This window comes from Paenibacillus sp. FSL R5-192, from assembly GCF_000517845.1.
GTDB lineage: Bacteria > Bacillota > Bacilli > Paenibacillales > Paenibacillaceae > Paenibacillus > Paenibacillus amylolyticus.
The window spans coordinates 89,031-109,965 of sequence record NZ_ASPR01000006.1 but is presented as its reverse complement, the minus strand read 5'-3'; the positions used below and the strand labels follow the sequence as shown (position 1 = coordinate 109,965).

Sequence of the window (20,935 nt, the reverse complement as noted above, 5' to 3'; positions counted from 1 at the left end):
ACATCTTGTGACTCATGCATAGAACCAAACCTGTTTCGATTGAATTAATAGTGGTTTCACAGTCCTTAAGCAAGGGGGAGGATCATAATATTCATTGTATTAACAGGAGTCGCAGGCTTCATCGGTTCCAACCTCGCCGAGAGGCTGCTGCGGGAAGGCCATACCGTTATCGGCGTCGATAATTTTCTGACCGGGTCTACTGTAAACATAGACAATCTCTTACGGTCGCCAAATTTCAAGTTTATCGAGCATGACGTCATTTATCCGCTCGCAATTGAAGGCCCTGTCGATTGGGTGATGCATTTTGCCAGTCCTGCCAGTCCGCCCAAATATCTGTCCTATCCGATCGAAACGATGAGGGTCAACAGCGAAGGGACGATGCATCTGCTGTATCTGGCCAAAGAAAAGCAGGCTGCGTTCTTCTTGGCTTCAACAAGCGAGATTTACGGTAACCCCACTGTTCACCCTCAGCCGGAAAGCTACTATGGCAACGTGAATTCGGTTGGAGCAAGAAGCTGCTACAACGAAGCGAAGCGGTATGCAGAGGCGATCACCTACTGGATGAACAGGAAATACGGTATACCGGTAAGGGTCATTCGGATCTTCAATACATTCGGTCCGAAGATGGATTTACATGACGGACGCGTGATTACCAATTTCATTAATGAAATCATGTCCAAGCAAAACCTTACGATTTATGGCGACGGCAGACAGACGAGGAGCTTTCAGTATATCGACGATTTGCTGGAAGGGATTGTGAGACTGCTGAGCACCACGTATGAACAGCCAATCAATTTGGGGAATCCGGAGGAAGTCACCATACTTGAAGTCGCCCAAATATTGAAGGAGCTAATGAAGTCCAACGCGCAGTTAGAGTTTCTCCCGCTGCCGGAAGACGATCCAAGGAGAAGGAAGCCGGATATTACCATTTCAAGGACGATTATGGACTGGGAACCGGCGATCAGTTTGCATGATGCACTCGCTAGAACGATCCATTATTACCAGGGTCAATAATCCATTAAACGGGAGGTACCTATGCAAGAACAGATCATAGCGATGATATGCGAAATCAAGGAAGACGCCCAACTGGCAAACAGTTTGAACGAGCATTCGAACATCATGGAAGACGGGGGATTGGACTCTTTACAGCTAATTACTTTTGTACTACAGGTGGAAGAGCGTTTCGGTATTGAAATCGATTTTGAACAATTCGACTTCAATCTTATGGAGTCGGTAACGACCTTCTGCAATTATATCTCGGAGCTGCAGAAAACAGCGCCTGTATGAACGATAGACGCAAGTTCGAGCTCATTATCGGGACATTTGACGCGGAACGCTTCTGGCGCGACCCTAATCTAGCCAAACTGCCGTCGTTTCACGATCCTGAAATGGAGAATATCGTGATGGCCATGGATGAGCTGCTCTTCCCATTTTGCGAGGCGCAGGATAAGCTCATTACTCGCTATCGAATGAACGTTTGCCATAAAGCGTATTTGCATGAGATCGGATTTAAATTTCTTTCCAATTCAACCGATCTCGAGAGTCCTGATGTAGGAAGCGTAGGCAGAACCGCCAATATATTCGACCTGCTCACATCAGCCGATCGAATGGGTGACATGGATCTATACTTGCTGGACGGCGCCCGGTTGTCGCCCTTTGCCGTCATTCCGGGGGTGGATCGTACTGCAGCGCGTTACGGGCTGGAACAGGATTTTCCAGCTATCGAAACGGTTCAGACTGTCAATTCGAAGCTGTATTCAACCGAATTGAACCGTCGCCTTGATCTTCGATGTGACAGCCAGACGGTCTATTCTCCCGAAGAGCTGCTGGCAAGCGGCTTGACTTTGCTGAATCAAGGACCCTTCCTGATCAAAGATGAGTTTGGGGTATCCGGGAAAGGGAATTTGCTGATCGAGTCGGAAGCGATTTTGCAGCGAGTCACATCCTATGTCGCCGATCAGTGCAGCAAGGGAAAAACGGTTCGGTTTATTATTGAGCCGTTCCTCCGCAAGGAATTGGATTTTTCTTGCCAATTCCACATCGATTCGGACGGTACTTACCGACATATCTCAGTGCAGCAGTTGGTCAATCACAATTTCGCTTACCAAGGCTCCTATACAGCAGACGATAGGTTGCTTCATATGCTGCAGGAAGCGAAGTATTTTGATGTAATGAAACGGGCGGCTCGCGAGCTTTATCGGTCGGGTTATCACGGCGACGTATGCGTCGATTCTATGCTGTTGACAGACGGCCGCATCGTTCCGATTGTTGAGGTGAATGCAAGAAGATCGATGAGTCTGATCAAGCATTACGTTGACCGCTACCTGAAGAAGCACGACACGGCCGGGAGCATGACGCATGCGACTTTACAGTTTGCATGCGATGTATCATTCGATCAATTGCTTGAATCGCTGGACCGCGAGGGTGTTCTATATAAGCCTGATCGAGGATTCGGTATTTTACCGTTAAGCGCGAATACGCTCCTTATTAACAAAGTCGTCAGCGAGTGCAAGGGGATCCGGAATAAGCAGGTGAAAGGCAGATTATATTATTCGTTGATCCAGGGGGAATGGGATAACGAACGATTGACCGCTAAGGTTAAGGAGGTGCTGTCGGCGTTATCCTTCAAGATCGCCCGCTGATGCAGTCCGAAGCGCTTGAAGCCATGAATGGAGGAAGAAATTTTATGGGTAAGCGGAAAGTGACGATTCTATGCTCGGGTTTCGGTCTGGGTTTCTATATTCCCGGTCTGTTAGCTGCAAGTGATTTCGAGAAAAGGGATATCGCGACGGAAGTGCTCGTGTTCGAAAGCTATTTGGAGCAAGACAAGATGGATCATATTGTAGACAGCAGAAAGGCGTACCACAATAATTTCGCACTTGCCAATTTATCGGCCCGAATGCCGATGGATATACGCAACAGCATTGATTATGCCCAGGTCGAGCTATTGCTGGAGGCATGGAAAGCGGAAGACCGGTACGAATTCATATCGTTATCCGGACACTGGATCTATATTCTGGATTTGTATAGGGAGAAGATGCTGCCGAATCAAATTCATGTAGACCTGCTCTACGTCGATTCAGATCTGGCCCCGTCTTGGAAGAGCTTGAAGAAGTTTCATTCTCGCTATGACGAGTATTATTACAATGCTTGTCTCTATGACACTGACAAGATGGAGATTCGATGCGAAATCCCAGTTCTTCATCGTACGCCACTGCCCTTCAACTCAAGGAAGCGGCGGCTTGTTGTTCATGGCGGCGGCTGGGGGATGGGCACTTATCAAAGTACAATTCCAGAGCTTGCCGGCCATAACTATGGACTTGATATCGTAGCTTACGATTGGAAGGAAGCGAAGCCCGATCCCGATCACCGATATTGGATGAATGATCCGGAATGGTGTGCATGGGTGAAGAGTGCGAACGGCCTGCACGAGTTTCCGCCATACATTGAAATAACGGGAGAAGACACGAAGTCATACGCCGCTGAGGTTGATCATCATTGGTTATTCGATATTGCTTCGGAGGCGATGGCTATCGTGGCCAAGCCGGGAGCGGGCACATTAATCGATTCGCTTGCATCCGAAACCCCTCTTATTCTGCTGGAGCCGTTCGGAAGTCACGAGCTTAGCAATTTGGAATTGTGGGAATCACTGGGGTTCGGAATACGCTACGAGAAGTGGCGGGAGATGGATTTTTCCGTAGAGGTCCTTAGGGAGATGCATCAAGCGATCATGAACAGACCCGGAGAACGGACGAATTATGTGGATCATTATTGTGCGAGAGTCGCGTTAACGAAGGGGTAAGATTCCAATGGCAGAAGGGGTTATGCGATGAGCGTAAACAAATTGAGTGTCGTCCAAGATAAGACAAAGACAAGCTATCCGAGATGGATCGTCATGCAGCTGTTGGAGGAGTGTAATTTACGATGCAAGATGTGCTATGAGTGGGGACTCGAAGGGCCCTACAAAAGCAAAAAAACGTTAGCGCATCTGGATCCGGATCTCATTAAAAAGATCATCGTCGAGTGCAGCCCGGGCAAGCCGTATTACGATTTCTTCGGCGGCGAGCCGCTGATGTACCCTTGGCTGAGCGACATTCTCGCCATGATCAATCACTATGGAAGTAAAGCGGACTTCCCCACGAACGGCACATTGCTTGAGCAGCATGCCGAGATGCTTGTCGAGACTGCTCCAAATAAGATCTGGATGTCGCTCGACGGCCCTGAGGAAATCAACGATAAGCAGAGAGGCAAAGGCGTATTCAAGAAAGTAATCAAGGGGATCGAGAAGCTTTATGAGCTTCGGGAAAGCAAGGGCAAGCAATTTCCGAAAATGGGTGTATCCTTTATCATTACGCCCTTGAACTATATGTACGTTGAGGAATTTTTCTTTAAGCATATCGACTTGTCGATGTTGGACCATATCAGCATGGAAGTGCAGCTCTATGCAACGGAAGAGCAGTATGCCCAATATGTGGAGGTTCTTAGTGACAAATTCGACGTGCATGAAGCTCCTTATGCCAAGGGGATGGTCTGGCGGGACACCAGTTCGTTCAGCCAGATCGATATTCCGGAATTGACGAGACAGCTCAATAATGTTAAAGCGTATTGCTTGAAAAACCGCATCCATGTGATCACCTATCCGAAGACGATAGATGAACAAAATTTGAGTAACTATTTCTCGGGGCAATTCCATCAGATGGCTGATAAACGAAATCGGTGCTCCCTTCCATGGGTTTATGCGGAGATTACGGCAAGGGGCGACGTTTCGCCCTGCCATGCCTTCTATGATTTGACCTTCGGCAACGTGAACGAAGAGAGTTTGCTGGATATCTGGAGTAGTGACAAGTACAAAGATTATCGCGCGTATATGAAAAAAAATATGCTTCCGATTTGTACGGCTTGTTCAAGGTATTATATCTATTGATTCATGTGAATGACCTAATAAGTTTAAGAAGGGTGTGTTGATATGAATCCAAAATCAGAGATTAAACATTCCCCAAAGGATTTGCAAATATTGAAACGTACTATCAAGAATACGGTGGAAACAAAGCGGAACATGGAGAAAATAGCGGGTTACGCGACACCGTTGCCAGAGTCGGTCGGGATTAAACTGACGAACCAATGCAACTTGCGCTGTAAGCATTGCTATCAATGGAACGACACCGGCTACCATCACTTTATGACACCGGAGCAGCAGCGGGAACAGCTCGACTACGGGCTGCTGGAGAAGCTGATCCTTGAGACGGAACCAGCCAAGTCGAGACTCTATATCTGGGGCGGCGAGCCGCTCGTATACAGCCATTTCGACCGTTTGGCCGATTTGCTTGAAGCCCATCCTCGCGAGACGACGATCTGCACGAACGCGATGCTGATCGAGCGAAAGCTGGACGCCTTGCTGAGAATCTCCGACAATCTGGAGCTGCTCATTGCACTTGATGGATTCGAAGAAGAGAATGATGCGCTTCGCGGCAAAGGGGTATTCAACAAGGCGATAGATGCTATTCGGATGCTAGTCCAGCTGCGCAAGGAAAACCGATTCAGGGGCAAAATTACGATCCATACCGTCGTTAACGATGCTATGACCGACAAGCTTTACGATCTGCTGGAATTTCTGGAGGACGTCGGTGTAGATATGGTCATGGTCTGCTTCCCGTGGTACATCTCGGACGAATGCACGCAGGGAATGGACGATTACTTTGACCAGAAGTTCGACTTCCTTCCGGCGAGCGAGCACAAGGGCGAACGAAGCTGGCACGCCTTTAACTACAAGCTCGATCCGGAGCGTATCCCTGCTTTGATGAGCGAGTTGGACCGGGTGAATAATCGGGTCTGGAAAATGCGTTTACGCTACCAGCCGAATCTGGATTATGACCAGATCGAAGATTTCGTGCTCGGCAAAGAGGTGAAGAGTAAAGGCACGATGAACAAGAAGTGCCTGGCTCTCTCGAACCGGATGGATATTACGCCCGATGGAACGATTGTTGCATGCAAATTTTTCAAGGAGTTTGAGATCGGCAAATTAAATGAAGCGTCCGTACAGGAATTATGGCACGGCATGACCTACAGAAGGATAAGGGAAATGATGGATGAACGACTGACACCGGCATGTTCCAAGTGCAGTGTCTTGCATTTGCACGGTGTTTAACTATTCTACATGAGCATAAATGAGGTGAACCAGTGAGCATTATCCAAGTGGAACGCTTATCCAAAAGCTTCAATTACTACGAAAAAGAATTGGGGTTCAAAAAATCGCTAAAAAATTTAGTGAAGCGGAAATCACTGATCAAAGAAGCGGTTAGCGAGATATCACTTGTAATCGAGCAAGGCGAGATGGTCGGGTTCTTAGGCCCGAACGGTTCCGGCAAAACAACTACGCTTAAGATGCTGTCCGGCATCTTGTATCCGACAAGCGGGCAAGCGACGGTATTAGGCTATGTCCCTTGGGAGCGAAAAAAAGAATTCAAGATGCAGTTCTCGATCGTGATGGGGCAGAAATCGCAGTTGTGGTGGGATTTACCGGCGAACGAATCGTTGTACCTGAACAAATGCATCTATGAGGTCGAGGATAAGCCCTACAACCTTGTCCTGGATGAGCTTACGGAGATACTTGATGTTAAAGATCTGCTCAATATTCAGGTACGTAGGCTTTCGCTGGGGGAACGGATGAAGATGGAGCTAATTGCGTCGCTCATCCACCGGCCTAAGGTGATTTTTCTGGATGAGCCTACAATCGGACTTGATCTGATTTCGCAGAAGCGCATTCGGGAGTTCCTGAAGTATTATAACCAGCAGACAAAAGCAACGGTCATTCTGACAAGCCACTATATGGCGGATATTGAGGATTTATGCAAACGAACAATCATCATCAATCAAGGGAAGATCGTATACGACGGCGATCTTCGGCGTGTGAACGAGCTGTTTCATGCAAAAAAGATCATCAAGCTGCAATTTACGGACGAAGTGCCGAGGCAAGCGCTAAGCGAGTATGGCGCTATCATGCAACATGACGGCATGAATGCCGTCATGGAGATCGATAAGCATGACCTTCAGCGGCTTTCCAAGATGATGCTGGACCGGTTCCCGATCCTCGATTTCACAGTTGAAGATATACCTGTCGAGCGAGGCATCGAAAGCTTGTATCAGAAAGATGGGGTCAGACATGAAAGCCTTACAGAAGTATAAAAGGACGTACATCCTTGCGCTTCAGAATGCGATGGAGTATCGGACCGATTTCTTTATGAGTATCATCAGCGGCGGCTTCATCATTCTCGTCCAATGCTTCCTCTGGACGGCGGTGTTTCGCAGTTCGCCGCAAGAGATTATTAATGGCTATACTTATTCACAGATCATCATTTATTCCGTGTTGTCCGGCGTCGTCTCCAAGCTGGTTTCTGCCGGCTTCGAAGGGGAAATCGCGAATGATATCAAGACGGGTGGACTGAGCAAATTTATCGCTCAGCCCATTCATTATTTCAGCTATCGGATATGCAATTTTTTCGGTGGGAAAACGGTTCAGATCGGGGTCGTCCTTGTCTTATTCGTCATACTGATGATCGTTTTTACTCAGATTTGGGGGTTTCAGCTTAGAGGGGTGCAGATCGTTATGTTCCTGGTCAGCATTCTGTTCGGACTGCTCATCAACTTCCTGCTTTTTTATTCGATTAGTGCTCTCGCGTTCATCATTACCGAGGTTTGGGGCGTTTATATCGCGTTCAATCAAGGCGTCTATCTGCTAAGTGGTGCCATCTTTCCACTTAATATTTTCGGAGATACGTTTGCCAGAATCTCCAGCTATTTACCGTTTCAATATGTCGTATTCTTCCCGGTTAACATCATCAATGGGAGCATGGCGATTCATGAAATCGTGCGCGGACTCCTCTTACAAGCGGTCTGGGTAATTGTGCTTATGATGATTTCGAAGTTGTCGTGGGATTCCGGGATGAGGAAATATGTAGCCGTTGGAGGTTAGACCTGTGAGTATCAGCTTGACGGAGTTTCGGAAGCATGTACGTATGTTCTTTATTTTCGCAAAGAACAGCTTGGTCGGTTACATGGAATACAAAGCGAATTTCTACTCCGGTTTGATCATGGAGACCGTATTTCTGTTTTCCAAGCTGATCTATATCTTGTTCGTTTTCCAGCTTGGGATCGAAATCAATGGCATTTCTCCTGACCAGATGTTGATCTTCACGGGGACCTATACGATTATGATCGCAATCTATACAGGACTGTTTATGGATAACTTTTATAGATTCGCCGGCCATATCCGCAACGGGACGCTGGACTTGTATATGACGAAGCCGCTTTCGCTGCAGTTCATGATTTCATTCCGGCACGTTAACTTCGCGTTTCCAATCCCGAACCTGATCGCCGGGATCACGATGATCGTACTGGCTTGGCGGCGTCTTGACATCGAGCCAAGCTTGATCCACGTGGCCGGATATATCGGCGTGATCTTGAGTAGCACGATCGTGACCTATTCGGTGCTTCTACTTCCGCAAATCCTTGCCTTCTGGACGGTGAAGTCCGGTTCGATCTTCGAAATACTCGACAAATGTTGGGATTTGAACAATATGCCGATGTACATATACCCCAAATGGCTGCGGAGAATTGGGCTGTATGTCGTGCCGATCTTGTTCATCACCAACATGCCGTCGGTTTATTTGATTGATCGATTGGACTTGTTCCTTGGGATATGGATTTTTGTAGCTCCCGTTATATCGCTTCTAGTGGTCAGGCTGTTCTGGAAGCTGGCCGTCAAACGCTATGAAAGCGCCAGCAGTTAGAGAAATGCCCTACAAACAAATTGTTGAGAAGGTGAATTGAATGAGCAAGACGGAGCATGAGCGTCATCCATTGCAGACAGAGGCCATTACAAAGAAACGGCTGCACAACGGGATTGAAATCTATCAAAACAACGAAGGAGAGACCGAGTTTCTCTACAATGAGATTTTCCACAAGGAGATGTATTTCAAGCACGGTATTACGCTTCCGGATCATGGCACGGTCCTGGACGTCGGGGCTAATATCGGCATGTTCAGCCTATATGTCAGCAGCAAAAGTGACTGCAGAGTATATGCCTTTGAGCCACTGCCTCCGACGTTTAAACTCTTGAAGATGAATACGAGCTCGCTTCCTCGCGTAACGACGGTTAACGTCGGGCTTTCCAATGAGATCAAGGAAGCGGAGTTTGCCTATTTTCCTACGATGTCCACGGACTCTGTCCAGATCAAATACAGGGAGAACCACGATCAAGATCTCCGATACGGGTTAATCAACCATTACGAAGATAATTTCGCTGACCCGCGAATGCTAAACCGCTTTGTCGATCATCTTATGTCGCCGAAGCTTCTGAATGAACAAGTCTATCGTTGCAAGCTAACTACGATCTCCGATATGATCCGTTTTTATGATCTGAACCAAATTGATCTGCTCAAAATCGACGTGGAAAAAAGTGAGTTCGAGGTGCTGGAAGGAATCGAACCGGAAGATTGGGGCAAAATCAGGCAAATTGTAATGGAGGTACACGGACTGGACGGAGAGCAGATCAGCAGGCTCGAGAACATCTTCCAAACCAACGGCTTCTATGCCGTGATCGATTACTACGCAGATTTGAATATACCAAATTACTATAATGTGTACGCGTTGAATCAAATGCATACGTCGGCTGGGTGATAGTCATGCTACAACATCTACATGCAAGGTTGGTATGCTCCAGCTGCAAGGGCGTGCTGGTCCAGTCGGAGGCATTGCTGCAATGCTGCAGCTGCGATGCGGTATATACGAACGATGACCGTTATGTATCGATGCTCGACCGGCGTGAGCAGTTTGTCCACCCTTCCGAATGGAACCGGAAAGAGGCTGAAATTCGGGATTATAGCGAGATTTCGCACTCTCTTGCGTTGTCCGGTATAGGCCGATTCGCAACCTTCTTAAATTATGGTTACGTCCCGCACGGGAATGAGCAACATGCGGTGATCGAGCCCGACGATGCATGGAATAGAAACTCGGTCAAGCTGCTGCTTGAGACAGTGGGCAGGACGGCGATTCGGGAGCGGCAGGTGATCGACATCGGATGCGGCAGGGGAGGGAACATAGCAGCTCTGTCTAAATATTTCAAGCCGCTGTCTATTGTCGGTCTCGACATCTGCCCGGCGAATATTGCCTATTGCAATGCCAAATCCCGAGGGGGTGAATCTTTTTATCTCGTCGGCGATGCGGAGAATATACCGTTTGCAGACGAGAGCTTCGATGTGGTGTTAAATATAGAATCCGCACATGCCTATCCGAACCGATCACGATTCTATGAAGAGGTGTACCGGATAATGAGAGTTGGCGGCGTATTTCTGTATACGGAGCTGATGCTGGGAGATCAGGTAGCGCAGAACATCAGGCTGTTAGATGAAGCAGGCCTGTCTGTAATCCGCAATCAGGATGTGACTTCGAATGTTCTTCTATCATGTGATGAGAGTGCGAAGCAGCGTACTGGCACACAAGGGATTGCGAGCAACGCCAAAGCGAGCACGAATATTGGAGATATCAATGAATTCATCGCATTGCCCGGCTCGAAGAAATATGAAGAGATGAAGGCTGGAACGCGGCAATACCGTATGATGAACCTTGTTAAGAGGTAATATAGCCGTAATATCAACAATAATTTTAGGGCGTGTCTGAAAACGCTGAAGGCGGCAGATTTTGCTGGATTTTCGTTCCAAGCAAGGAAGTTTTCCGCAGGTGTGCCGGGGCACGTCAAGGGAAAGTGACGTAGCAGGGGGCGAAAAGGCGGTAAAAGATGCACTTCAGAGGTTTCAAGACACGTCCTAGTATAGGAGAAATATTGTATGGAAGAAATTATTTCCCTGGACACCTTTCAGCCCTTCGACGGCATGACAAAAATGTATCCTCATCATAATTTTCCTTATTTTAATTGCGGCTATAATTTGTTGTTAACGCTTGCCAGATATTTTAAAAAAGATGAGTTGCCGATTTTGAATAATGTTATTAGTATTTATAGATTTGATAAACAAAAAATACAAACAAGAGGATATTTCAAGTTAGAGGTGTTGGATCTTGAGGAGGGAGATCAAATCCTTGAGGAAATGGGGATCTCTATTCGTAAAAAATCCCCTGAACTAGATACGTTACAAGATGAGATCATAAACTCTATTTCAAGTGGTCATCCGATTTCCATATTTATTGATTTATTTTATCAACGCGGGAGAGACTTTTACTATAACAAAAAACATGGACTGCACCCTGTTTTTGTCTATGGCTTCAATCTTACGAACGAGGAAATATATACGGTTGATGATATTACAGAATACAGACAATATTCTCTGCCATTTTCAGAATTTAAATGGTCATGTATGACTTCGGAACACGTAAAGATGCCAGACTACTTTTGGGAATATGCGCTAGTGCCCCCCGGTAATCATGAAATCTTGAACAATCAGAATTTAGCACACACAACCATCAATACATTCGTAGAAAATATGTGCAGGTATCAAAATGAAATAACGGAAAGTTTGAATAATATACTGTTGTTGGCAGAAAATTACGAGCTCATTATAAAAAATGAAACGATTATAGAAACACTGAGCAGTACTATTTATAGAAAATGTTCTGAGAAATACAGGTTAAATACTCTCTATAAGTACAACATTGATCATATCAATGCAAAACATACGCTTGACCCGTTATTGGACCAAATTATTCATGACTGGAAGACAGTAAGGATCTATTCGAATAAAGCCATCATGTCCCAAAAGTTCACTGGGGAAATCATAGACAAGTGCATTGGTTTATTTACAAAAATATATACGAATGAAGTACATTTTAATAATCAATTATTTTTAATGTTAAAGGCTTTCAGGTAAAATCACATCTAATATTGCTAGAAATGAGCCGCATCAACAGGCATACTGTGCATGTGTCTTTTCATCGTATGAAAACCGCCGCGAACAGAGAAGCCGCCGCCGCTGTCTGCATCAACACTTTAAACACAAACGGCAGAGATGCCGTTTTTTTGTTTTGATTTTGTTACAGCACACTAGTCATGTAGAGTGTTACTCACTGTTGGTCAGGGTGTAGTGTTTTGAAGCTACATTTACCTGGTTTAATAAATTACTTTGCCCGAAGCTTCTAAAGCTCGGGCTATAGTTGTTATAACCATTAGTAGAGTTGATGTTGGTCTGAACAATATCAAGTTTTCCAGTTTATCCTTTTTCAATAGCTTTGTGTTGTTGCTCAGTGTTTGCAAATGCCGCAGTAAGACGTGGTGAAGGTATACCTAACTTTTTTGCTTCTCTCACAACTTCAAGTACTGCAAAACCGGCTTTACTATTGTTGTATTCAATGAAAAGTCGCGGTAAGCTGCCCTTTGCAAAAATAACCTTGTTAAACAGCGTGCCGAGAAGTGCTGATGGAATTTTGGTCAACAGTAGAGTAATCGCGTCCATCTTTGCGCCTCTTGCTTTAAGTACAGGTGCCATTTCCCGCATATTCTTACCAACATTTGCGAATGAGTCACGATGATTCATAAGTGCTGGAAAACTTCCCCGTTTTAACACCTCGGTCTCCATCGCCGCATTCACGGCAAAGTGATTCCATAGCCAGCTTTGCATATCCTTTATCCAATTGATTTTAAAATGGGCGCTTTCAAATAGTTCTTTGACCTTGTTGTTTATCTGTTCCGTGCCTACACGTGGTTTTTCCAGAAATATCGTTTTTAAGAAGCCGCCCCTAAGCTTATTGTCCTCAATGCCGCCTCCTGCTCCTGGGAAACCAAAGACAACATTGTTCATAGACAAGGGCAAGATCGATGATTTTAAATCCTGCCAAATATTATTGAAAATAAGGATCGGGGTGTTACCCGCGGTAGTCGATAGTAATTGTGCTGCTTCGGGAAGTTGTTTCGTGTTGACACTCGCAATAATAAGATCGTAATTTGGGCTTATCTCCTCATGCAGCTTGACTTTCCAGTTTTCCTTGATTAACCGTTTCGCTCTTCGTGCGTCCCACATTTCAAGCGCTATATGACTTCCGAAGGTTTCTTTTCTCCCTTTTCTAACGTAAAACTCAACGGTGTGGCCTGCCTTTTCGAAAGCCCACGCGTATTGGGTCGATATTACACCTCTACCGAAAAATAAAATTCTCATCTTAGCCTCCTAATAATCAATATTCATCCTTGTTGATGATCCAACAACGTGTTGTATAATATTATTGTATTGATTCACTATACGGTCATCAACCATCAGATTTTTAATATCTGTCGGATAATTGATCGAACAGCAAACGGAGGAAAATAATGAAAAAGCAACCTGAAATTACGGACAAAACAAGGCAGACATTCATAAATGTATTCTGCGATTTATATAGCCAAAAACCCATCGAAAAAATATCTATTCAAGAGATTGCTAACCAATCAGGATATAATCGGAGTACATTTTATCAATACTTTACAGATATCTATGAGTTGTTGGACTGCGTTGAAGAGCGTATTTTGAAATCCATTAAGGAGGAAATGGCAGGCAGAGAGTTTTCTACACATACTATTCAAGATGCACTTCAATGCTTAGAAAATGCAGAGGAGATTTCAGTTCTTAAAGCTATATTGGGCGACTATGGTTCTGTTCATTTTGTGGAACGCTTGAAAAGAGAAATTCCCTTTGAGCGATTGATTGTGGATTTTCCAACAGATGATGTCTTGGCACCATATATCATTGAGTTTTACATTTCAACATTAATATCTATGTTTCGTCTTTGGATACGCAACGACAAAGATCTATCGTCGGAGGAATTGATCAAACTGATCGATAGTCTATTTTCAAAGGGGATAACACCGTATCATATCTTTGGCACGGTCAATCCGCAGCGTTCTGGAGTGTAGCGATGTTGGTTAGAAAGCTAAACAAAGACAAGAAGGGGTTCGAGAATTTATACATAATTCTCGAACCCCTTCTTGTCTTTGTTCTAATACCATCCATTAACTACAGTAGTCTAAAACTCCCCATCATCCCAAGCGGTAATTAATATACCTTCACGTCCGTACCAAGCACGGATTTGTTTTGTACGGAATTACCGGATAGATATACCTTTTGCAGATTAGGCAGCTGGCTTAGGGACTCGATATTGGAGATGGCATTGTTCTCGAGATGAAGTTCCTCTATAGCGTGCCAGTTGCTCATGAATTCGAGAGAAGCCAAATTGCTATCCTGCATGGTGAAGGAACGCAGAGCGGACATTTTGGCAAAGTAAGGCATCATTTGATCAATTTCAGTAACAGAGGTATTGTTCATGCTAAAATATGACTGGTTTAAGGTCAAATGTTCAAGTACGCTGTTCTCCGCGGCCGCCTTTTGTTCAAAGTTCAGCCTGCACTCGGAGCAAACCAAAGATTTCACCTGCTTCAAACGATATAAGGCGTCGCTTTCCTTGAACAGTGACGAGTCGTAAATTTTCAGAGTCTCTAGGCGGGACAAGCCGTCCAGGGCGGCAAGACGGGTTATTTCACTGATCTCCCAGAGGGAAAGCTGCTTCAGCTTCGGAAATTTCCCCAGCGCAGCCAAGTCCAATTCCCCACTTCCGCCACGGAGCGTCAGACTGGTTGTAACCGGGGCCTTTAGCCCGGGGAGAAAGGAGCTTGGAATTTCCACTCGCTCTACTTTAGGCAGTGTCAGCGCTTCTGCATTCTCGTAGTAGCCGGACAACGTTAATTCCCGCAAAGAGGGCAGACTGTTTATGGCCTTTACCGAGCCAAGCTCACTTAGAGAAGCCAGGCGTAGTGTGGTAATAGAGTTTTTGCCGGTCAAGCGCTCCAGACTGGAGAAGTTTACATTTTCAATATCTAACGTTTGTAGAGCAGGCATATTTTGCACAAAGTCGATGGACTTTACATTCGTTAAATAGGACAACTGAAGCTCCTGAAGCTGGGTCAAGGCATACAGCGGCTGCAGGTCTGTGGTTTCACTGTACTGTATAGACAAGGATGATAACCCGGTCATGGACGACAACCATCCGAGTTCATCGACAAAGGTGAGCGACAGGGACTTGATTGGCAATTGGTTTAACAAGTGAAAATCTGTTACGGACTCATCCACATAGGTAATGGATAAAGAGTTCAGATTGGGGAATTCCAGCAACATAGCCAATTCCTGATTGCTGCGAAGCTGAGTGGTAAGCTCCGTAATTTTAGACTTGTCGCCAAAGTAGCCCGAAAATGTACTAAAGGATTCGTTAAAAGCGCCACCATAACTTTTTAATCCGGGCATATGGGCCAAAGTGGTTTGGTCCGTCTGGGATATTTCATAGGTATTCGTCAGGTCCAATGCCGTCAGTCCCTTAAAAGCTTCAAAATCTCGCTGATCAATCCGCTGGCTATTCAGTTTCTTGTCCTGAGTAATATAAGTGATCTTCTCGGCCTGTTCATCGCTGAAGGGATCGGAGAGGCTATATGTAAACTTCCACTGATCATTCTCCGAATGCTCTAGGGTTAAATAGCGAATACGAGCCAATTCCTCCTCTGTTGGCAAGGCGGCCCCTTTATCAAAGATATCTCGCAAAAATGAGAGCAGAACCTCGCTTTCAGGCATCTTTCGTACAGGCAGATTGGCTTCTGTTTTTGGATAGGTGGAGCTGTTGCTATAATAAAAATATGTACCGATCGCGCCAGTTAGGATTAACATCAGTATCAGCATTACCTTTACGGAGGCAGTCTGCTTCGGTGGTACTTTAGGGGGCGTTCCATGGTAATGATTAATAGTCTGGTCTACGTAATAGACATGATTTTGCTTCAATAAAAGTTCTGTTTCACAATAGGGACACTTTAAAACCTCATCCTTCTTGTATTCAATTCTTCCGTTGCAATTGGGGCAGTTTAGCGGGATAAACGCCACGAATGTCCCCTCCTTCATTATGATGGTCATAAGATCATGCTGAACGGTCATCTGATTTCATTATACCTTGTGAATTTACGTTTGATGAGAGAAAGAAGTTTCACATAACGAAGGAGCAGGGAATCCTGCTCCTTTTTGATCTTTTTTAAGTATGGTCTGGTGGTAGGTCTTATTAAATAAATCATCAAGCAATAGATGTAATCGGATGTTTAACGTGCACAGGGTAGAGATGTTCACCATGGGTTCTTACAAATAAACCTTCATTGGTGATCGAACTTTTTAGAACGATATCATCTGTTGCATCTGGAGTGAAATGAAAGGTTACTTTCTCTGTATCTTCATCTGCAATCTTATCCAAGATATCTTTCATATTCATTTCGTTTAAGCTAACAACGTCGAAGAGCTCAATATGATTGTCTTCTTTCTGATAAATAACAATGACGTTTTCGTTTTCCAAGTAATAAATATCATCACTAAAGACATTCAGGCAATAAAACATGAGTATTCCTTGAGAATGATGGGTTGCGAAATGCTGAGAAACAGGCAATCTTTCCGATGCCAATTTTTGAATAAGACGTAAATCCTCCGCGTTAGTTACATTTAGTTTTCGGATGTTCGCAGGCTCGGGTGATTTTTTTGCCGTATAATTCATTGAAAAAAGATGTTCTTCCACAGGCTTAAACCCAAACTTGGGGTAAAAATCGAGCACCGATTCATTGGCAAAAAGGTACATGTAATCGTACTTGTTCTCGTATTCCTCTAAAACTTTGTTCATTAAACGTGTAGAGAGTCCTTTCCCCCGATAATCAGGATGTGTCATCACCGTGCCGATTTGAATCGCTTTTTTCTTCTCACCGTGAATGATGAGCTCAAGGATGTTAACAGAAACGTTGGCAATAACCTGGTCTCCATCGACATATGAATAAGGGATGTAACGCTCGCCCCAGTATCCTTGTTGATACCAATCTTCAAAATTGATCTCAAACGTGTTGACAGCAAGCTCGAAAAAACTCTTGCGCAGTACTTCATTGTTTTTATAATTTTTCATAAATATTAATTCTTGCATGGTATTCTCCCCTTAATCCTCAAAAGTGACTGTTTGTAAAGTGGTACGATCCCGTATTTAACTATGTAAAATATGATTACAGGTGACAAAAATCCTCTTTTAACACCGCGTTTTAAACAAACTTGGCGATGTTATTTAAGCAGGAGTTTTAATAAGAGAAAATGGAGTTTGATATGGAAAGAGACGCGAGCGAATTCGCGTCTTCTTTTTTGCATGCTTTATAGGATATGCTTAAATGCAATTGCGTCAGTGAACTGTTTTTCACTATTGAAAATCTTGGTCCATTAATCTACGGCAAAATGCACGATTGCACTATATAACATCTTGTTGCGAAAAGGGTCAAACGTCACTTGATGTTGAACTTGTTTCACGCGCAGCATTAATGCTTTGTTCATTCCGATTCGCTCTTCGATCGCTCGTTCGAGTTCACGGAAGTCATAAGCCTGCAAGCATTCGACTTTGTCTTTGATCATATCCAGTGAAATTTCCATATATCATTCAGGCCTCCTTAAAATCTCGATTTGCAGGTTAAAAGCCTGTCGAGCTTCATTTTAGAGGAGCTTTTCCAGTTCGGCAAGAGCAATCGGGCTGAAAATCTAATAAAGAAGTGATAAAATCGGGAAAGAGCAATTTTGAGATCATCGAACTTCCATTAATCTGAAGATCTAATGGAAGTAATAACAGATACTGCTGTTTGAAGGAAGTTCATTTGCATGGTATAAGTGAAGAAGCTAGGACACCATAATGTGAATTGCAACGAAACTGCGAATGATCATGTAAATGATAGGCAAGCAGATGCATGAGTTACGAGTTTTACTATTAATGAGGACAGAGACTGTCCTGGAAGGTATAGAGGAGCTTTTGAGATGACAAAGGAAAACTTTTGGCGTGAATTGCCACGACCATTTTTTATACTGGCACCCATGGAAGATGTGACGGATGTTGTGTTTCGGCATGTCGTAGGTGAGGCGGGCAGACCGGATGTGTTTTTTACCGAATTTGCGAACACAGAGAGTTATTGTCACCCTGAGGGGCACCATAGTGTGCGAGGGCGTCTGACTTTTACAGCGGACGAACAGCCGATTGTGGCTCATATCTGGGGAGATAAACCGGAATTCTTTCGTGAGATGAGTATCGGTATGGCGAAAGAAGGATTTAAAGGCATCGATATCAATATGGGTTGTCCGGTAGCGAATGTAGCCGAGAATGGAAAAGGAAGTGGATTGATCTGCCGGCCAGACCTTGCGGCGGAGATTATTCAGGCGGCGAAAGCCGGGGGGCTGCCGGTCAGTGTAAAAACGCGTCTCGGATTTACTGAGGTCGAGGAATGGCGCGACTGGTTAACCCATATTTTGCAACAGGACATCGTGAATCTGTCCATTCACTTGCGGACAAGAGAAGAAATGAGCAAAGTAGACGCTCACTGGGAACTGATTCCGGAGATTAAGAAGCTTCGCGATGAGATAGCGCCTAATACACTGCTGACGATTAATGGGGATATTCCTGACCGTGAGACAGGCCTGAGACTCGTGGAGCAATATGGTGTGGATGGCATTATGATTGGACGCGGTATTTTCCAGAATCCGTTTGCTTTTGAGAAGGAGCCAAAAGAACACAGCAGCACGGAATTGCTTGATTTGCTACGGCTGCATTTGGATCTCCATGATCAATATTCCGAGCTTGAAACGCGTTCGTTCAGCCCGCTGGCCCGTTTTTTCAAAATCTATGTTCGTGGCTTCCGCGGTGCTAGTGAGCTGAGAAACAGCTTGATGAACGCCAAAACCACTTCTAAAGTACGCGAATTGCTCAATGAGTTTGAAAGCAATGAACAGGTAGAGTAGAGTAAGACGTAATCATGGATACGGAGTATAATTTAGATAGATTTAATAGAAAAAAGAAGCGGTAACTTTTCCGCTTCTTTTTTGCTTTGCTGTTTAACGCGTATACGCAGGTTTCTCCATAGCGACCGGCTGAGGATTGGCAAGCACCCATAATACCGCTAACTCGGATAATCTGGCAGGCGCATCAAAATCGTATCCATTGTGAAGTCTGCTGACCAAGTCTGCTGCCTCTTGGAGAAGTGCGGGGGTGAGTGGCGTACCAGAGCCCAGGTGACGAATCAGTGCATCGAGCATCTTGCGATACTCCGCATCCCAGTTTCCACCGCCATTATCCAATACTTCATGGGATACACGTCCTGTTATGCGGATGACCTCTCCCTGCACCGTTTGAGCGTGGCCTTGGGCCGGAATGAGATATTCCCACAGCTCTTGGTGCTGTTTGGTCCAAGAGGTTGCCTTTACCTGAATGGGGGAAGTCCCATCGTGCATGATCCGATTCGCTACCGGCTCGACATCAAATAACTGGTACAGTTTGATCAGCGCGTCTGAAACTTCATCGACCTTGTCCTTATTGAACTTCTCACGGACGAATTCAAAATCCTTACCGATCCGCTTCACAGACTCTTTCATTTCCGAGGTGACTGCTGCACCAGCATCCAGCAGAATTGCTGAAATTTTCGACATACTGACTATATCGCTATTCCTGCAATTGGCTAACCCCTTAGCTAATGGCGTATTTCCCTGTTTATTTTCTACGTTAATCGTAGCGCCTTGGTTTACCAACTCTTGAACCACTTTGGTTCGATACCCATTGACCGCTGCATGTAACGGTGTTTCATTTTGGTAATCCACAGCGTCCAGATCCGCACCTAATTCAAGGAACAGGGGTACATTTCCTGACCAGTGTGAGGCATGGGCATGTAAAGGCGTGCGTTGATATTTGTCGCGTGCATTAATGTCTGCTCCTTGCGCTACCAGCCAGCGGACCAATTCATCCGAAATATGCCGAAAGCTGAGGGCCGTACCTTTGCTATAACCCCCACGTGCATCCCATTCGTATTGCTCGAAAACCTCTTTTACGGTAGCGATATCATTATCTTTAACGAGTTTTTCCATATGAGCAGGTAAGGTTGCTTTCTTCGTAGCCATTACACTCTTCCTCTCCTTTGTGAATAACAACGTATGTTCCAATGGTAGGCTATGACGATTTAATAGTAAGTAGATAATTTTCTGCAATTTTATCACATAGGGGATTTTAAAACCAATAACTGGGTTTCTTCCATCATCAATTTGGTTTGCTATGTTATAATTTAGATGAATGTTGATACTGGAGACGGATTGAAAAATATTTGAAATGATCGTCGTAATTCATGCGGTAGGCTTTTGATAATAGGAGGATCTATGTCCTGGAGTAAATTGAAGCAACAACTGGAGAGTTTTCTTAGTCCTGCGTTAGTTGGAAGGGTGGAGTACCGTGCTACCAGCTATAGCTATTCACCTGATAAATCAGGCAATTGTTATATTACTGTAGATAAAAAGAATGTACTCAACATGAGTGATACTACAACCCCAATTCGATGGTATCAGTCAGAGCAGGAGATCAAGAGCGACCCGGAAATCATGATTCCTGTGAGCGATGAAGAGATTGAAGCTATCAGAAAAGATTCCAAAGGACCCATTCCCGAGGATCGTCTTCAAGTCATGGCAAGAAGTAGAAAAATCTCCGTACATGCCAAAGAGCTGTTGTTGGCTCAGACCGCACTTAGTAAATCGAATTTTACCGTTGCAGCTACGACGTATTTATCCACTTCTATAGAGGATAATCTGGAGAGCAAGGATATCTTGTTTAATATTCTGGCTTTAATGGACAGACGAGTTGGCAAAAAGAGAATTTTAAATATGTCGGAGCAGGTCAAATTAAAGCATCCAGCGGTACAATATTTTTATGAACTGCGTCGTCGTACGGTGTGAAAATGAATAACATTCACGGATAGAGGTACACTGTGTCGGTGACGGTTTCACTGAAATTTGCCTAACAAGTGGATATAGCTTTTAACTATAACCAGTTATGGTTTTTTAGTATCCCTTCTAACTGCTCTCAGCGTGATATGATCATTGTATACAACGAGGGGGTT

At 44.7% G+C, this 20,935-nt stretch carries 20 protein-coding genes; 15 read left to right on the top strand and 5 right to left on the bottom strand.

The features are described from left to right. Positions 1-81: 81 nt before the first annotated feature. The 12 genes from C161_RS04020 (at position 82) to C161_RS03965 (ending at position 11,876) form a co-directional block, all read left to right on the top strand. On the top strand, positions 82-1,014 hold the full coding sequence (locus tag C161_RS04020; protein WP_327196763.1) for an NAD-dependent epimerase/dehydratase family protein: 933 nt from the start codon (positions 82-84) through the stop codon (positions 1,012-1,014). A 21-nt stretch (positions 1,015-1,035) separates the two neighbouring features. After that, positions 1,036-1,287: an acyl carrier protein gene (locus C161_RS04015; protein WP_036668367.1), complete on the top strand. Its 252-nt coding sequence runs from the start codon at positions 1,036-1,038 to the stop codon at positions 1,285-1,287. A 182-nt stretch (positions 1,288-1,469) separates the two neighbouring features. Then, positions 1,470-2,642 (top strand): hypothetical protein, encoded by a 1,173-nt coding sequence (locus C161_RS04010; protein WP_235193730.1) that lies wholly within the window; start codon positions 1,470-1,472, stop codon positions 2,640-2,642. A 44-nt stretch (positions 2,643-2,686) separates the two neighbouring features. Next, positions 2,687-3,802, top strand: a complete 1,116-nt coding sequence (locus C161_RS04005) for a hypothetical protein (protein ID WP_036668417.1) — start codon at positions 2,687-2,689, stop codon at positions 3,800-3,802. Positions 3,803-3,829: 27 nt separating this feature from the next. Continuing rightward, positions 3,830-4,924 carry a radical SAM protein gene (locus tag C161_RS04000; RefSeq protein ID WP_036668363.1) on the top strand — a complete coding sequence of 365 codons (1,095 nt, stop codon included), beginning with the start codon at positions 3,830-3,832 and terminating at the stop codon, positions 4,922-4,924. Positions 4,925-4,966: 42 nt separating this feature from the next. Further along, entirely contained in the window at positions 4,967-6,145 is a 1,179-nt protein-coding gene (locus C161_RS03995; RefSeq protein ID WP_036668361.1) for a radical SAM/SPASM domain-containing protein, read from the top strand. A 32-nt stretch (positions 6,146-6,177) separates the two neighbouring features. Continuing rightward, positions 6,178-7,182 (top strand): ABC transporter ATP-binding protein, encoded by a 1,005-nt coding sequence (locus C161_RS03990; RefSeq protein WP_036668359.1) that lies wholly within the window; start codon positions 6,178-6,180, stop codon positions 7,180-7,182. Continuing rightward, positions 7,160-7,969 carry an ABC transporter permease gene (locus tag C161_RS03985; RefSeq protein ID WP_017690646.1) on the top strand — a complete coding sequence of 270 codons (810 nt, stop codon included), beginning with the start codon at positions 7,160-7,162 and terminating at the stop codon, positions 7,967-7,969. The genes C161_RS03990 and C161_RS03985 overlap by 23 nt, the downstream gene beginning before the upstream one ends. Before the next feature lie 4 nt (positions 7,970-7,973). Next, positions 7,974-8,786, top strand: coding sequence for an ABC transporter permease (locus tag C161_RS03980; RefSeq protein ID WP_017690645.1), 813 nt, complete (start codon positions 7,974-7,976; stop codon positions 8,784-8,786). Positions 8,787-8,826: 40 nt separating this feature from the next. Then, positions 8,827-9,675, top strand: coding sequence for an FkbM family methyltransferase (locus tag C161_RS03975; RefSeq protein ID WP_036668358.1), 849 nt, complete (start codon positions 8,827-8,829; stop codon positions 9,673-9,675). Positions 9,676-9,680: 5 nt separating this feature from the next. Further along, positions 9,681-10,634, top strand: coding sequence for a class I SAM-dependent methyltransferase (locus C161_RS31360; RefSeq protein ID WP_051449571.1), 954 nt, complete (start codon positions 9,681-9,683; stop codon positions 10,632-10,634). A gap of 207 nt (positions 10,635-10,841) precedes the next feature. Next, the gene (locus tag C161_RS03965) at positions 10,842-11,876 is read left to right on the top strand and encodes a hypothetical protein (RefSeq protein WP_036668356.1); all 1,035 of its coding nucleotides are present in this window, start codon (positions 10,842-10,844) and stop codon (positions 11,874-11,876) included. Positions 11,877-12,215: 339 nt separating this feature from the next. On the opposite strand, the gene C161_RS03960 is transcribed toward C161_RS03965, so the two are convergent. Next, positions 12,216-13,157, bottom strand: coding sequence for a ketopantoate reductase family protein (locus C161_RS03960; RefSeq protein ID WP_036668355.1), 942 nt, complete (start codon positions 13,155-13,157; stop codon positions 12,216-12,218). A 149-nt stretch (positions 13,158-13,306) separates the two neighbouring features. On the opposite strand from C161_RS03960, the gene C161_RS03955 reads away from it, so the two are divergent. Then, the gene (locus C161_RS03955) at positions 13,307-13,888 is read left to right on the top strand and encodes a TetR/AcrR family transcriptional regulator (protein ID WP_017690637.1); all 582 of its coding nucleotides are present in this window, start codon (positions 13,307-13,309) and stop codon (positions 13,886-13,888) included. A 139-nt stretch (positions 13,889-14,027) separates the two neighbouring features. Here the strand turns inward: C161_RS03955 and C161_RS03950 are convergent, their stop codons facing one another. From C161_RS03950 to C161_RS03940, 3 genes are all read right to left on the bottom strand, one after another. Beyond that, positions 14,028-15,695 (bottom strand): leucine-rich repeat domain-containing protein, encoded by a 1,668-nt coding sequence (locus C161_RS03950; protein ID WP_235193729.1) that lies wholly within the window; start codon positions 15,693-15,695, stop codon positions 14,028-14,030. Between the two features lie 382 nt (positions 15,696-16,077). Continuing rightward, positions 16,078-16,959: a GNAT family N-acetyltransferase gene (locus C161_RS03945; protein ID WP_036668352.1), complete on the bottom strand. Its 882-nt coding sequence runs from the start codon at positions 16,957-16,959 to the stop codon at positions 16,078-16,080. Between the two features lie 284 nt (positions 16,960-17,243). Further along, positions 17,244-17,450 (bottom strand): DUF2536 family protein, encoded by a 207-nt coding sequence (locus tag C161_RS03940; RefSeq protein WP_036668351.1) that lies wholly within the window; start codon positions 17,448-17,450, stop codon positions 17,244-17,246. Between the two features lie 375 nt (positions 17,451-17,825). On the opposite strand from C161_RS03940, the gene C161_RS03935 reads away from it, so the two are divergent. Further along, positions 17,826-18,800 carry a tRNA dihydrouridine synthase gene (locus C161_RS03935; RefSeq protein ID WP_036668350.1) on the top strand — a complete coding sequence of 325 codons (975 nt, stop codon included), beginning with the start codon at positions 17,826-17,828 and terminating at the stop codon, positions 18,798-18,800. Between the two features lie 93 nt (positions 18,801-18,893). Here C161_RS03935 and C161_RS03930 read toward each other — a convergent pair whose 3' ends face one another. Next, on the bottom strand, positions 18,894-19,949 hold the full coding sequence (locus C161_RS03930; protein ID WP_036668349.1) for an ankyrin repeat domain-containing protein: 1,056 nt from the start codon (positions 19,947-19,949) through the stop codon (positions 18,894-18,896). 252 nt (positions 19,950-20,201) lie between these two features. Between C161_RS03930 and C161_RS03925 the strand changes: the two genes are divergently transcribed. Then, positions 20,202-20,771: an SF0329 family protein gene (locus C161_RS03925; protein ID WP_036668348.1), complete on the top strand. Its 570-nt coding sequence runs from the start codon at positions 20,202-20,204 to the stop codon at positions 20,769-20,771. Positions 20,772-20,935 lie beyond the last annotated feature (164 nt).